13 protein-coding genes and 2 pseudogenes are annotated in these 12,339 nt (G+C 64.5%); 7 read left to right on the top strand and 8 right to left on the bottom strand.

The annotated features are described in order from the left end of the window. Positions 1-127: 127 nt before the first annotated feature. The gene (locus AC1RUR_RS30985; protein ID WP_492851128.1) at positions 128-766 is read left to right on the top strand and encodes an amidase family protein; all 639 of its coding nucleotides are present in this window, start codon (positions 128-130) and stop codon (positions 764-766) included. Here AC1RUR_RS30985 and AC1RUR_RS30980 read toward each other — a convergent pair. Beyond that, positions 756-2,417 carry a carboxylesterase/lipase family protein gene (locus tag AC1RUR_RS30980; protein ID WP_492851126.1) on the bottom strand — a complete coding sequence of 554 codons (1,662 nt, stop codon included), beginning with the start codon at positions 2,415-2,417 and terminating at the stop codon, positions 756-758. The genes AC1RUR_RS30985 and AC1RUR_RS30980 overlap by 11 nt on opposite strands. A 341-nt stretch (positions 2,418-2,758) precedes the next feature. Between AC1RUR_RS30980 and AC1RUR_RS30975 the strand changes: the two genes are divergently transcribed. Next, on the top strand, positions 2,759-3,955 hold the full coding sequence (locus AC1RUR_RS30975; protein ID WP_492851124.1) for a M24 family metallopeptidase: 1,197 nt from the start codon (positions 2,759-2,761) through the stop codon (positions 3,953-3,955). On the opposite strand, the gene AC1RUR_RS30970 is transcribed toward AC1RUR_RS30975, so the two are convergent. From AC1RUR_RS30970 to fsrB, 3 genes are all read right to left on the bottom strand, one after another. Next, positions 3,952-4,767 carry a hypothetical protein gene (locus AC1RUR_RS30970; RefSeq protein WP_492851122.1) on the bottom strand — a complete coding sequence of 272 codons (816 nt, stop codon included), beginning with the start codon at positions 4,765-4,767 and terminating at the stop codon, positions 3,952-3,954. The two genes, AC1RUR_RS30975 and AC1RUR_RS30970, sit on opposite strands and share 4 nt — an antisense overlap. Before the next feature lie 123 nt (positions 4,768-4,890). Continuing rightward, on the bottom strand, positions 4,891-5,112 hold the full coding sequence (locus AC1RUR_RS30965) for a DUF6894 family protein (RefSeq protein WP_492851120.1): 222 nt from the start codon (positions 5,110-5,112) through the stop codon (positions 4,891-4,893). Positions 5,113-5,296: 184 nt separating this feature from the next. Continuing rightward, entirely contained in the window at positions 5,297-6,586 is a 1,290-nt protein-coding gene (gene fsrB / locus AC1RUR_RS30960) for a siderophore utilization protein FsrB (protein WP_492851118.1), read from the bottom strand. Between the two features lie 434 nt (positions 6,587-7,020). Between fsrB and AC1RUR_RS30955 the strand changes: the two genes are divergently transcribed. Both AC1RUR_RS30955 and AC1RUR_RS30950 read left to right on the top strand, forming a co-directional pair. Then, the gene (locus AC1RUR_RS30955) at positions 7,021-7,572 is read left to right on the top strand and encodes a helix-turn-helix domain-containing protein (protein ID WP_492851116.1); all 552 of its coding nucleotides are present in this window, start codon (positions 7,021-7,023) and stop codon (positions 7,570-7,572) included. 101 nt (positions 7,573-7,673) lie between these two features. Further along, a complete protein-coding gene (locus AC1RUR_RS30950; protein ID WP_492851114.1) occupies positions 7,674-8,066 on the top strand; it encodes a cupin domain-containing protein in 393 nt (130 codons plus the stop codon). A 65-nt stretch (positions 8,067-8,131) separates the two neighbouring features. Here the strand turns inward: AC1RUR_RS30950 and AC1RUR_RS30945 are convergent. From AC1RUR_RS30945 to AC1RUR_RS30935, 3 genes and pseudogenes are all read right to left on the bottom strand, one after another. Further along, positions 8,132-8,527 (bottom strand): annotated as a pseudogene (locus tag AC1RUR_RS30945) (ABC transporter permease subunit); the annotation flags it as partial. A gap of 2 nt (positions 8,528-8,529) precedes the next feature. Beyond that, a pseudogene (locus tag AC1RUR_RS30940) lies at positions 8,530-8,826 on the bottom strand (anion permease); the annotation flags it as partial. 74 nt (positions 8,827-8,900) lie between these two features. After that, a complete protein-coding gene (locus AC1RUR_RS30935) occupies positions 8,901-9,659 on the bottom strand; it encodes a PA4824 family protein (RefSeq protein ID WP_492851112.1) in 759 nt (252 codons plus the stop codon). A 62-nt stretch (positions 9,660-9,721) separates the two neighbouring features. Between AC1RUR_RS30935 and nthA the strand changes: the two genes are divergently transcribed. From nthA to AC1RUR_RS30920, 3 genes are read left to right on the top strand one after another with little or no spacing between them, the layout of a single operon-like run. After that, positions 9,722-10,348 carry a nitrile hydratase subunit alpha gene (gene nthA / locus AC1RUR_RS30930; protein ID WP_492851110.1) on the top strand — a complete coding sequence of 209 codons (627 nt, stop codon included), beginning with the start codon at positions 9,722-9,724 and terminating at the stop codon, positions 10,346-10,348. Further along, on the top strand, positions 10,345-11,004 hold the full coding sequence (nthB, locus tag AC1RUR_RS30925) for a nitrile hydratase subunit beta (RefSeq protein WP_492851108.1): 660 nt from the start codon (positions 10,345-10,347) through the stop codon (positions 11,002-11,004). Before nthA ends, nthB begins: the two co-directional genes overlap by 4 nt. Then, complete coding sequence (locus AC1RUR_RS30920; RefSeq protein ID WP_492851106.1) at positions 11,001-11,378, top strand: nitrile hydratase accessory protein; 378 nt, start codon at positions 11,001-11,003, stop codon at positions 11,376-11,378. The genes nthB and AC1RUR_RS30920 overlap by 4 nt, the downstream gene beginning before the upstream one ends. A gap of 159 nt (positions 11,379-11,537) precedes the next feature. On the opposite strand, the gene queC is transcribed toward AC1RUR_RS30920, so the two are convergent. Beyond that, on the bottom strand, positions 11,538-12,251 hold the full coding sequence (queC, locus tag AC1RUR_RS30915; protein ID WP_492851104.1) for a 7-cyano-7-deazaguanine synthase QueC: 714 nt from the start codon (positions 12,249-12,251) through the stop codon (positions 11,538-11,540). Positions 12,252-12,339: the final 88 nt, after the last annotated feature.

Raw genomic sequence — 12,339 nt, 5'->3', positions numbered from 1 at the left:
TGGCAGGAATTTCAGCTAAATATCTGATCTGATTGTATATAAATATATTCCATAATATACCTTATGCGAATCATGGATATGGGGCAGCCTGAGACGGCTGTCGGCTCGGGTTGGATCTGAAGCAGCCATGTGCCCTGTTCGAGCTCAGGTCATTCGAGCGGTCGGCATTCGTGCGCTGCTGTCGCGGCCAGCGCAACATCCTGCCCTCGCCGCGCTCCTGGCCTCGGGCTTCGGGCCGCTGGCCATCGGCAGTGACTCCGGGGGTTCGATCCGTCTGCCGTCGGCTCAATGCGGCATCTTCGGCTTTCTGCCGAGCTTCGGGCGTGTGCCGCGGCATGGCGGGTTGGGCTCTGCGGTGTTCTGTACCGCGGTCGGGCCGATGGCACGGGACGTGCTGCGCACGGTACGCGCCGCCGCCGAGCTCATCACCGACTTCGGCGCCGATCTGCGCGATGAAGCGACCTTCAGCCAGCTTACGCCCTATGCGCGCACGCGCTTCGAATGGGCCTCGGAAGTGACTGGCTCGCAATATTCCCGCGCGGTGACGCGCCGTGCGGAGTTCATCCGCTACATGGACGGGCTCTTCGCCGAGACCGCCCGCTGGCGGAACTGGACATGGCCTCATGACGGAATTGGGCGCCCTTCTCCGGCTGCCGGTTCCGCACGCGCTGCCCGCTCGCCGAACCGAGATGTGCCGAGGAAATCCCGCCTCTCAAGCCGCGCGGCGCGGGGAAAGGCGTCATGCGGGCTTCAGCTCACTCGCTGACCCCGTAGAACGTCATCTGGTAATCGTGGAACAGCGCGTTCCGGCGCTCGGCGGTCGTGCCCAGATAAGGCGAGGCGCTGGTCGCGCTCGTCGACTTCTCACCGAACGACAAGTACGTGCCGTTGTTGGACCGGCTGCTCCGCGGCCAGGCCGGCAAGCCCTCTCCATTGGGGTCGCCTGTCCTCACGAAATTGGCCCACATCGACGAGGCCTGTTCCGCCAGCTCGAAATCATAGGGCGTCCACGCGCGTTGACCGGGTTCGTTGCGAAGCGAGTTGAAGGTGTACCAGAGGTCCGATGAATGCCAGGCGCCGTAGTACTCGCGATCGCGTCCGGGCGTGGGGTGATCGAAGTAATACACGTAGACCTTGCTCGACGGGTTTCTCGCGGCGAGCTGTGAACCCGCGATCCGGTTTTGCTCGAGCAGCAGGTCGGCCTGCGCCTTGAGGTGCTGGCGGTAGGCATCGCGCGTGGTCGAGGCCGGATAGAGCTTCTCGAACGCATATTTGGCATAGAGCTCGTCGCCGAGGAGCTTCTTCCAATAGGCATGGAAGGCCGGGATTTCCATGACCTTGTCGGGGGCGCCGTCCAGCGCCGTCCGCTCGTCGGCGACCGTGCCGATGATGACGTCAACGCCGTTGAGTGCGCCCTCTTTCAGCAGATCGACCGAGTCCGCGGTCAGAACCTTGCCGTCGATGACCGCATACATGTTGCTGGTCACGGCATACATGTCGTCGATCTTTGCCGGATCCTTGTAAAACTCCTCCGCCGGAAGCTTCCTCAGATCGTCCAGCGTCTTGCCGGGAAAATACTTCTGGAACACCGGACCGGCCGCGGCCGTCTTTGCCTCGAGCGTCACGTAGTTCGGCTTTCCCGGCTGCGCCATCACGGTGGGGCTGGAGTGCATGATCGCGCGCTGGAACAGGCCCTTGGCCAGCGGCGTGGACAGAACGCTCCTGACATTGCGCGACCCGGCCGACTGGCCGGTAATCGTCACCTTACCCGGATCACCACCGAACGCCCCGATGTTCCTGTTCACCCATTTCAGCGCTTCCACCGCGTCCAGGATCGCAAAATTTCCGGCGCCCTCCTCCGTCATTCCAGGCAGAGCGAGAAAGCCCATGATGTTCAGCCGATAGGCCGCCGAGACGACGATGATGCCCTTGGCGGCGAGCTTGGCTGCGTTGAACTCGACCTCGGAATTGTTGCCGTGGCGGTTACCGCCGCCGTGGTAGTAGACCATCACCGGGAGCGACGCGCCGGCAGGTTTCGCCGGGACCCAGATGTTGAGATAGAGGCAGTCTTCGCTGTTCTTGGGATCCTTCGATGGGTCCCAATAATATTCGTCGAAGTAGAACGTTCCCGGCGGATTGGCGCTGGCGAGCTGGTAGCACCGGTTCGGCCACGCGTTGCTGTCCCTGACGCGGGACCATGGCACGACGGGCTGAGGTGCTTTCCACCTGTTGGCGCCGATCGGCGGCGCGGCGAACGGCACCGCCTTGTAGACGGTGACATCGGCAACATCGGACGCGATGCCGCGGATCTTGCCGCCTTCCACCGTGATCGAGGAATCGGATGTCTGGGCCATTGCGGACGAAACGATCAATCCTGCCAGAGCCACAACGGACAGCATTCCGGTGCGCTTCATCATCCGTTCCTTCCCATTGAAACTGTCGACTCATTGCAGTCCGAGCCAACTTTTGCCGGCTACATTGGACGAGCGCGACCGCGAGCACTAATGCCTTATCGGCATGATTTGAAAACAAAACGGTATGTCCTGATTTCACTTTGTGTGCGGTGACATCCGAGGCGAGCGCGGCGCTGCCGCAGATGCGTAGCGGAACCGCACGAGCGTTCGCCTTATCGTGGCTTCACGCCTTGGTGAGGACGTCATGGTCGCCAACTCCGGGACTATCCAGGACCCCTCTCCCGGCCCACAATCAAGCGCCAGACAGCGGACATAGAGGCCGCGTCTTAATCGGGAGTTTCGTCATGCAGGAGAACGTTGCCCGCGCGAGCGGCTCACGCGCCATTCCGTTCGACGCCGCCAAGCTCGACCGTCTCATGGAGGCCGCCGGCCTCGACGTCCTCGTGGTGACCTCCAAGCACAACGTGCAGTACCTGCTCGGGGCCGAGCGCGCGATATTCTTCGACTACATGGATGCCATGGGCGTCAGCCGCTATCTGCCAGTCCTGGTCTATCCCAAGGGCGTGCCGGAAAAGGCGATCTATATCGGCCATCGCCTGGAGACCCATCAGCGCGCCGTGGCGCCGCCGTGGGTGCCGCAGGTCCGGACCGAATCCAACGGCTCGGTCGACGCCATCACGCGGGCCGTCGCTGCCTTGAAGGACGTCGGCGTGCCGATGAAGCGGGTCGGGGTCGAGATGGCGTTCCTGCCGATGGACGCAGGGAGGGCGCTTGCCGATGCCCTGCCCGGCGCCGAGCTCAAGGACGCGCTGCTGGTGCTGGAGCGGCTGCGCGCGGTGAAGTCGGCGGAAGAACTGGCAAAACTCAAGACGGCATCCGAGCTCGTCATCGCATCCATGCTGGAGGTGATTGCGGGGCATGGTCCGGGCACCAGCAAGCAGCAATTGTCGGACGCCTTGCGCGTCGCCGAAGCCAATCGCGGCCTGACCTTCGAATACTGCCTGCTCGCCTGCGGCAGCAGCCACAACCGGGCGCCGTCGGCGCAGCGCTGGGAGCAAGGCGACGTGCTGTCGCTCGACTCCGGCGGCAATTATCACGGCTATATCGGCGACCTCGCGCGCATGGCCGTGCTCGGCGAGCCCGACGGCGAATTGAAGGATTGCCTGGCCGAGATCGAAGCGGTGCAGCGCGCCGCCTTCGCCGCAGTCCGGCCGGGCGCCATGGGCGGCGATATCTACGTTGCGGCTGAGCGCCGGTTGACCCAGATCACCCAGCGCGACTGCACGGATTTTCTCGCCCACGGTATGGGCCTCGTCAGCCACGAGGCCCCTCGCCTGACCGCCACGGGGCCAGTCCCCTATGATGATATCGATGCAAGATTGCCGCTCGAGCCCGGCATGGTGGTGTCAATCGAGACCACGATGAAGCATCCGAGGCGCGGCTTCATCAAGCTCGAGGACACGGTCGTGGTGACCGCGACGGGATATGAGATATTTGGTGAAGGTGGGCGCGGCTGGAATCCCGGCGGCAGTGCGCTTTAGCGCAGCGGTAGCAACTCCAGCTGGCCCTGTGCCTTCTTGACGGCGGCCGCGAACCAGCTCTGGCGTGGCGCTTCCTTGGCGAAGCACTTGGTGTAGGCGCCCATGGCCTGGTCTTCCTTGGCCACGGCATCCTGCGGGGTCTTCCTGGCCATCATCTGTTTCCAGACCCTTTCGCAGGCCGGAATCTCCGTCGTCTTCACGGCGTCCGACGAGGCGATGAAGTAGACCTTGTCGCCCTGTAGCGCGACGACGTCGATCTCATCGGGTGGCCCCTTCAGGCCGCCATTGCCGCGCAGGCCCAGCACGGCGACTGCGGCGCCCGCGCCTGCGGGCTTGGTGATCGGCAGCTCGGCATAGATGGCGAAGGCGGCGTCCTGGATCGCATTGTAGTAGAACCGGTCCGACTTGAAGGCGGCGCCGATCTCCTGTGGCATGCCGTCCTCGCGGTGCTCGCGCAGCCAGTGCTTGAGCAGCGACGTCGTGGTCACCACGGCCTGCGTCTTGTAGCCTTCCGAGGCGAAGCTCAGTCCGTCGAGATGGCCGAAGCCGACGTCGCTCTTGAACAGCGTATCGGCGTTCGACTTGCCCTCTGCCGGCAGTCCCTTGATCGTGACCGGCCCCACCAGCGCGCGCAGCGCGCCGGTCAGCTCGTTGAGCGCCGCATCGTGCTGCTTGTAGGTTTCGTCGTTCTCCTTGGCTTTGGAGAATTTTGCGATGCCGCGATCGCGCAGGTCGAGATAGTGCTGCTCGGGCGTGGCCGCGTGGGCGGGCATCGCGAAAACGAGCAGGCAGAGCAAGGCAAGGCACTTCATAGCGATTCCACGAAGCAAGGGCTGTCTTCGGTGTTTGTGCCCCTCGTTCGCGGAAAGGTTCATCCGTGGTGGGCGCGCGCCTTCATGGGACCCTGCTCCGCCGGCGCACGCGGACAGCGATGGTCAATTGTTCTTAGTATACACCGGTTGGCGATGGACTTCCCGGCCGTTCTCGTCGATGACGACGATCCGGAGATCAGGATGGCCTCCCGGCCTTTTCGTGCGAACCTCTTCCGCAAGGCTCTTGCTGTGGGCAATGGCGGCGCCATCACTTCCAAACGCCAAGCCTGACTTATCCCGAGCTGGAACGCCATCCTTCATGTCGAAATAGTATGTGCGGAGCATCAGTATCCTCTCGCGTCCATCTGTCCTGGCGTGCTTGGCCAACCTATCGGAGAGGAAAGCAAACAGGAGCCATCAAGCCCTGGGGACGCAAATCGAGTTAAACACGCTGAGAGGCTAGCGAAGGTTCCCCAAGGCGTATTTGATTCCGATCAAGTGGCGATCACCGGCGGGGTCGCCATCGGCCCTACTCCGCCGGTGTCAGTTGCCGGTTCAGGCGCATCGCCGCAGTCTCCCGCACGCGGACACGCGCCCGGCGCTTGCGCCACCAGATCACGACGCCGGTGACCGAGAGCGCCGCCACCACCAGCCCCATGATCGAGATCAGGATCCGGCCGAACAGCCCGACGATGCGGCCCGAATGCAGCGGAAACTGCGCCTGCACGAAGATGTCGGCGGCGGTGCCGACCCAGGGCAGACGCTCGCCGAGCGGACGGCCATCCTCGCTGTCGTAGTAAAGCTGCGCCGGGCCGACGCCGCCGGCGCCGTGATCGTCGCCGGGATGGAAATAGGCGGCGGCATAGACCCCGTGGGCCGGGCCGTAGCTGAGCGCGCCGACCGGCGTGGTCCACCCGCGCGCCTTGCCGTCGGCCGCCGCGCGCGCGGCGATGTCGGCAAAGGTCACCTTGGGCTCGATGGGATCGTCGAGATCGCGATAGGGCCGCTGCTCATAGGGCGTCGGGGTGTAGTTCGACACCATCTTCATCAGCGGCGAGAACACCTCGAAATACAGGTTCAGCGAGAACGCGGTGAAGGCGATGACGAACAGAAGCCCCCAGGTCCACAGGCTGAAGGCGCGGTGGATGTCGAAATTGATCCGGTAGGCGCTGCCCGAGGTCTTGATGGTCCAGGCCGGCGCCCAGCGCGCCCGGAAGCCGCGCTCGAGCTGGCGCGTGACTTGCGGCGCCCGCGCGGCCTTCGCGCCACGCCGGGACGGCATCGTCAGATAGAATCCGACGAAACAGTCGATGGTCCAGACGATGGCGATGATGCCGAGCAGACGCATGCCCCAGCGGTCGCTGCCCCAGAACTCCGGGATGTGCATGGTGTAGTGAAGCTTGTAGAGGAACGAGACGAAGTTCTCCCGCGTCACCGGCCACACCGCGCCCCAGTAGCGTCGCCCGAGCTCGACGCCGGTGTTGGGATCGAGGAAGATCTGATTATAGTCGAGCGGATAGCGCTTACCGGTCGCAGGATCGATCCGCGGCATGACGAAGAACCACAGCGAGTGGCCCTCCTCCGGCGTCATGAAGAGATAGACGACGCGCGCACGGGGATCGCGTTGCTCGATCAGCTTGGCGAGCTCGATCGAGGGAATGGCCGGGCCTTTGCTGGCGACGTCGAACAGATGACCGTTCAGGACGTCGTCGAGCTCGTGGTCCCACGAGATGATCGCGCCGGTAATGCCGGAGAAGAACAGGAATCCGGCTGTCAGCAGGCCCGCCCAGCGATGCAGCCGACCGAATATCGCTCTCATCGTCCGAATCTCATCAAGCAGCTCCGGCCCCCATTGCCGGACCGACTTCAGTTGAACTCACCAGCGGCAAGGGCAGCTTGCCGATGGCCCGATAGCTCGCCCTAACGCAGGCCATTTCGGAGTGCGATAGGAACAGCGTTAGAATCTCTCCAGAGATGTGCGCAGCATGTGCGACGAATGCGCTCATGCGCGATCCGGCGTGCGTGTCCTCGAATCTGGAATCTTTCTAGACGGACAACGACGGTCGACCGAGCGGGACGGCCGGCGACGTCGAAAGGAAGTGCGGAGAACGAATCCTTTACCATGGCGGCCAAGCTCGATTGAGCCCGAGGAACCCCGGAGGTAAAATCAGTGGCGAGATACTTCATTGATTTTGCGGAACGCACCGCAACGTTCGGTGCCGGCGCATGCGGGGCACCCAGGGGTCGACGTCCATGAGCGAATTGCGCGCTGCGACCAGGCAATCCACGGCAAGGACGGGCATCATCGAGTTTGACGGTGCCAGGGGCATCGTCAGCATCCCCTGCACGATCTCGGACGTATCAGGCACGGGCGCAAGACTGAAGCTCGACTGGTCGCTGGCGTTTCCGAAACAGGCCACGCTGATCTTCGCCGACGGGCTGCGAAAGTCCTGTCGTGTGGCGTGGCAGAAGCGCAGACTGCTCGGCGTCGCGTTCGCGGATGGCATAGCGAGCCTGGACGAACAGGCCCTCATGATGACCGAAGCGGAGCAGGCTCTGCACCGCCGGCACATTGGCGCGCAGGTCAGAAGCGCGCGCGAGGCGCGCGGCTATACCGAGACGCAGATCGCGAACCATCTCGGCGTCTCGCCCGAGTTCGTGTCGCGTGCCGAGCGCGGCGAGACCAGCATCCCTCTGCACCAGCTCACACACATTGCCGACCTGTTGCTGGTCGACCTCGACGGCCTCGTTGCAGGCCCGGCGTCGATCGGAGAGCCCGCAAGCGGCTCTGAACTGGTGGGGTGAAGTCCTTCCGGGATATCCCTGCCCGACAGGTCCAAGTGGGAAACGCTGTTCACCTGCTGTAAGATCGTCCCGTGTCAGTGTCGGCGCGGGAGATGAGTCACATGCCGGAGCCCGGTTTCGGTCGGTTCATGAAGGACCACCGGGAATTTTTCAACGCGCTGGCCGATGACGGCTGGCGGGCAGTTCCCGGCTATGTCGGAGTCGAGGAGAAGATCCTGTCCGGCCGCTTCGATCACCCGACGCAATCGGGCGCCGTGACCCGCCTGTCACGCTGGGCCGCGGGTGCATCCGTGGAGCGCCCGGTCTCGCACGATTGGTGCGAGGAGGTCTTTCTGATTTCGGGCACGCTGTCGATCGGCACGCCGTCGCAGGAAACGCGGCTATTGGAGGCCGGCACCTATGCCGTGCGGCCGGCCCATGTCGAGCATGGGCCGTTCTTCACCCGCGACGGCTGCCTGATGATCGAGTTTCTCTACTACCCGCCGGCTGGCTAGCTCTTGTGGCGCGCGCGATGCGTCTGAACCGGGTGCGGCGCGCCAGGCTGGCGGCCTGACGCCTGTCAGCGATGCCGCAGCCGGCGATTGACCCGCCGCGCCAGATAATCGCCCGCGCTCTGCACGAGCTGCACGAGGGCAATCAGCACGACGACGACGGCCAGCATCATCTCCGGCATGAAGCGCTGATAGCCGTAGCGGATGCCGAGATCCCCCAAGCCCCCGCCGCCGACGGCGCCGACCATGGCGGAGTAGCCGAGCAGGCTGACCACCGCGAGTGTCAGCGCCAGCAGCAGGCCGGGCAGCGCCTCGGGGATCAGCACCTTGAACACGATCTGGATCGGAGAGGCCCCGAACGAGGATGCGGTCTCGATCAGTCCGCCATCGACTTCGCGGATCGCAGCCTCGACGAGGCGCGCGATGAACGGCGTCGATGCGATCGTCAGCGGCACGATGGCCGCGGCCACACTGTGCTCTCGGCAAAACCCGCCAGCATCCAGCGCAGCGACTTGGTCGGATCGGGGTCGATATAGCCGCCGACGCCGGCAACCGTGAGCCCGATCAGCCCGACCGCGCCGACCGGCATCGATTCCAGGATGAGCCCGGTGATGACGGCCGCGAACACGGCGAAATAATGCCACTGATTGACGTTGAGCCCCGTCGGCACCGGCCACAGATAGATCGCCAGCCACACCGCGAGCGGTGCGATCAGCTTCCAGCGAAACCCTTGTCCCTCAGGCGGCTGCGAACTAGCGGCCATGGGCCCTCCCCCTCGATTGTCGTTGCGTCGTGCTGCCCGTTGGCCGGGCTGCTTTTGTCCTTGCGACCGCAGGCTCACAAATGCCCGGTGCGCCGATGCTCAGGCTCACTGCCCTGGACCGGAAACCGGATCGTGGTGCCCAGCGTGATCCAGTTGGCGTTTTCGCCGGTGATGTTGCGGCCGTAGATCACATCGACGGAAAATATTTCGTTCGGCCGGTAGCGGATTCCGGTCTGGAAACGCGGCTGCACGACGCTGGCGATCTCGGAGGCGCCGGCCTGGCCGTACGCTTCGATGGTCCATTGCAAGGTATCGGTGAATTTCCAGTCGAAGCCGATGCCATAGGTCAGGTAATGGCGATCCACGGTCCGATCCCAGAGCCAGCCACCATTGACGTTGATGCGCATGGTTTCGGACAGGCGGAAAGTTGCGGGGATGACGGCAAAGGCGGACAGCGCCTCGCCGGTCGCCGCGTCGAATGATCCACCGCCATAGGCCGATAATCCCCACCGGCCGACCCCGGTCGGGATGAAATTCATCTTGGCTTTCGGAGCCAAGGTCGTGCTCCAGTCACCTTCGCTGCGGGCCCGGACGGTTTGCAAGCTCAGCTCGATCGGCCGGAAGGGATCGACGACGCAGGAGGGATTGGCGACAGCGGAGAAATCCTTGTTGGAAGCAGTCGACATCCAGCTTTCGACCTTGCAGGAGCCGACCTCGGAGATATCGGCGGCATCCACCGCATAGGCGCCATTCGCGGCGCGCGCATCCTGCGCGGCGAATGCGACAAAGACCGCGATTGCGGTCGTTATTCCGGTTCGTGCAGCCCATCCCATGCCCTGATGTTAGCAGAGTCTTCGCCTCGACAACGCCCGGATTCTGGGACTATCCTTGACCCATGAGTGAGCATCATCATCACGACGATCACGACCATTCCGAGCTGTCCGAGACCGAGCTGCGCGTGCGCGCGCTCGAGACGATTTTGACGGAGAAAGGCTATGTCGAGCCGGCCGCGCTCGACGCCATCATCCAGGCCTACGAGACCAAGATCGGCCCGCACAACGGCGCACGCGTCGTTGCCAAGGCCTGGACCGATCCGGCGTTCAAGCAGGCTCTGTTGGAGGATGGCTCGAAAGCCATCGGCACGCTCGGCCATGTCAGCCGGGTCGGTGACCATCTCGTCGTGGTCGAGAACACGCCGGAGCGCCACAACATGGTCGTGTGCACGCTGTGCTCCTGCTACCCTTGGGAAATGCTGGGACTGCCGCCGGTCTGGTACAAGGCCGCGCCCTATCGCTCGCGCGCCGTGAAGGATCCGCGTGGCGTGCTCGCCGATTTCGACGTCACGCTGCCGAAGAACATGGAGATCCGGGTCTGGGATTCCACCGCCGAGACGCGCTTCCTCGTGCTGCCAATGCGGCCCGCGGGCACCGAAGGCTGGAACGAGGAGCAGCTCGCCGAGCTGGTCACGCGTGACTCCATGATCGGGACCGGCTTCCCCAAAACGCCGGGAGCGCCGTCGTGAACGGCGTGCACGACATGGGCGGCATGGACGGGTTCGGCAAGGTCGAGCCCGAGCCCAACGAGCCGGTGTTCCATGCAGATTGGGAAGCGCGCGTGATGGCCATGGTGCGCGCGATGGGCGCGGCCGGCGCCTTCAACATCGACACCTCGCGCTTCTATCGCGAGACGATCCCACCGCACGTCTATTTGTCGAGCTCCTACTACAAGAAATGGTTCCTCGGGCTCGAGGAGATGCTGATCGAGAAGGGCTACCTCACCCGGGAGGAAGTCGCCGCCGGCCACGCCATGCAGCCGGCCAAGGCGCTCAAGCACGGCAAGTTCGATCTCGGCCAGGTCGAGCGCATCATGGTGCGCGGCAAGTTCGCCCGCCCTGCTCCGGCGCCTGCCAGGTTCAAGATCGGCGACCGCGTGCGCGCGAAGAATATTCATCCCGCGACCCACACGCGGCTGCCGCGCTATGTCCGCGGCCATGTCGGTGTGATCGAGCTGAATCACGGCTGTCACGTGTTTCCAGATTCGGCGGCGATGGAGCTCGGCGAGAATCCGCAATGGCTCTACACGGTCGTGTTCGAGGGCCGCGATCTCTGGGGCGCCGATGGCGATCCGACCTCGAAGGTGTCGATCGACGCGTTCGAACCGTATCTGGATCCGGTGTGATGAGCAGCGCTGCTGCCGCCGCGACCGCGGCCATTCCGAGCATTCCGCGCGATGACGACGGCCCGGTGTTCCGTGCGCCCTGGGAGGCGCATGCGTTCGCGATGGCGCTGACGCTTCACGAGCGCGGCGTGTTCACCTGGCCCGAGTGGGCCGCCGCGCTGGCCTCCGAAATCAAGCGCGCGCAGGCGGCGGGCGATCCTGATACGGGCGAGACCTACTATCTGCACTGGCTCGCCACGCTGGAGGGCCTCGTTGCGCGCAAGGGCGTGGCGTCACTGGAGACGCTGCACCGCTACCGCGACGCCTGGGACCACGCGGCGGATCGCACCCCGCACGGCAAGCCGATTGAGCTGCGGAACGAGGATTTTCGGTAAGCCAAGCTCGCGCCACAAGCTCGTCATTGCGAGCGCAGCGAAGCAATCCAGAATATTTCCGCGGCGACAGTCTGGATTGCTTCGTCGCTTCGCTCCTCGCAATGACGGTTGAAAGAGCGCGGCCCTTTCCTCCATCGTCGCCCGGCTTGACCAGGCGCCTCACCGCCCCGCCACATACTCCCGCCACCCCTTCGCCCGCAGACTGCATGCCGGGCACTCCCCGCACCCGTATCCCCACTCATGCTGTGCGCCGCGTTCGCCGAGATAACAGGTGTGCGACTGCTCGCGGATGAGATCGACGAGGCCATCGCCGCCGAGGTCATGGGCGAGCCTCCACGTCGCCGCCTTGTCGATCCACATCAGCGGCGTGTGCAGCTCGAATTGCCTGGCCATGCCGAGCGAGAGCGCGGCCTGCATGGCGCGGATGGTGTCGTCGCGGCAATCGGGATAGCCGGAATAGTCGGTCTCGCACATGCCGCCGACGATGTGGGTGATGCCGCGCCGGTAGGCCAGCGCGGCGGCGAAGGTCAGGAACACCAGATTGCGGCCGGGCACGAACGTGTTCGGTAGCCCATCGGCGCCCATCGCGATGGCGACGTCGCGGGTCAGCGCCGTCTCTGATACCGCCGCCAGCGTCGGGATCGACAGCGTATGGCTCTCGCCGAGCTTTGCGGCCCAGTCCTTATGCAGGCCCTTGAGGCCGTCGAACAGCCGGTCGCGGCAGGCCAGCTCGACCGCGTGGCGCTGGCCGTAGTCGAACCCCAGCGTCTCCACGCGCGCGAAACGGCTGAGCGCCCAGGCAAGGCAGGTGGTGGAATCCTGGCCGCCGGAGAACAGCACCAGCGCGGTTTCGGAGGAAAATGCATCACTCATGGCCCGCGCTTTAGCACTGTGGAGCAGGCCCGCCAATCGGTGGAAATCGGCCCGTTCCGCACCGTTACGCTGGGATCGGTGGCCCGCT

The sequence above is a fragment of the Bradyrhizobium sp. GW821-FHT12B03 genome (genome assembly GCF_058807535.1).
The sequence above is the reverse complement of the archived record's forward strand: the minus strand, read 5'-3'. Positions and strand labels throughout refer to the sequence as shown.

What these genes read in the sequence shown, in the direction of transcription:
- AC1RUR_RS30985 (WP_492851128.1), top strand. Translation starts at nt 128, where the DNA reads ATGTGCCCTGTTCGAGCTCAGGTCATTCGAGCGGTCGGCATTCGTGCG.
- AC1RUR_RS30980 (WP_492851126.1), bottom strand. Translation starts at nt 2,417, where the DNA reads ATGATGAAGCGCACCGGAATGCTGTCCGTTGTGGCTCTGGCAGGATTG.
- AC1RUR_RS30975 (WP_492851124.1), top strand. Translation starts at nt 2,759, where the DNA reads ATGCAGGAGAACGTTGCCCGCGCGAGCGGCTCACGCGCCATTCCGTTC.
- AC1RUR_RS30970 (WP_492851122.1), bottom strand. Translation starts at nt 4,767, where the DNA reads ATGAAGTGCCTTGCCTTGCTCTGCCTGCTCGTTTTCGCGATGCCCGCC.
- AC1RUR_RS30965 (WP_492851120.1), bottom strand. Translation starts at nt 5,112, where the DNA reads ATGCTCCGCACATACTATTTCGACATGAAGGATGGCGTTCCAGCTCGG.
- fsrB (WP_492851118.1), bottom strand. Translation starts at nt 6,586, where the DNA reads ATGAGAGCGATATTCGGTCGGCTGCATCGCTGGGCGGGCCTGCTGACA.
- AC1RUR_RS30955 (WP_492851116.1), top strand. Translation starts at nt 7,021, where the DNA reads ATGAGCGAATTGCGCGCTGCGACCAGGCAATCCACGGCAAGGACGGGC.
- AC1RUR_RS30950 (WP_492851114.1), top strand. Translation starts at nt 7,674, where the DNA reads ATGCCGGAGCCCGGTTTCGGTCGGTTCATGAAGGACCACCGGGAATTT.
- AC1RUR_RS30935 (WP_492851112.1), bottom strand. Translation starts at nt 9,659, where the DNA reads ATGGGATGGGCTGCACGAACCGGAATAACGACCGCAATCGCGGTCTTT.
- nthA (WP_492851110.1), top strand. Translation starts at nt 9,722, where the DNA reads ATGAGTGAGCATCATCATCACGACGATCACGACCATTCCGAGCTGTCC.
- queC (WP_492851104.1), bottom strand. Translation starts at nt 12,251, where the DNA reads ATGAGTGATGCATTTTCCTCCGAAACCGCGCTGGTGCTGTTCTCCGGC.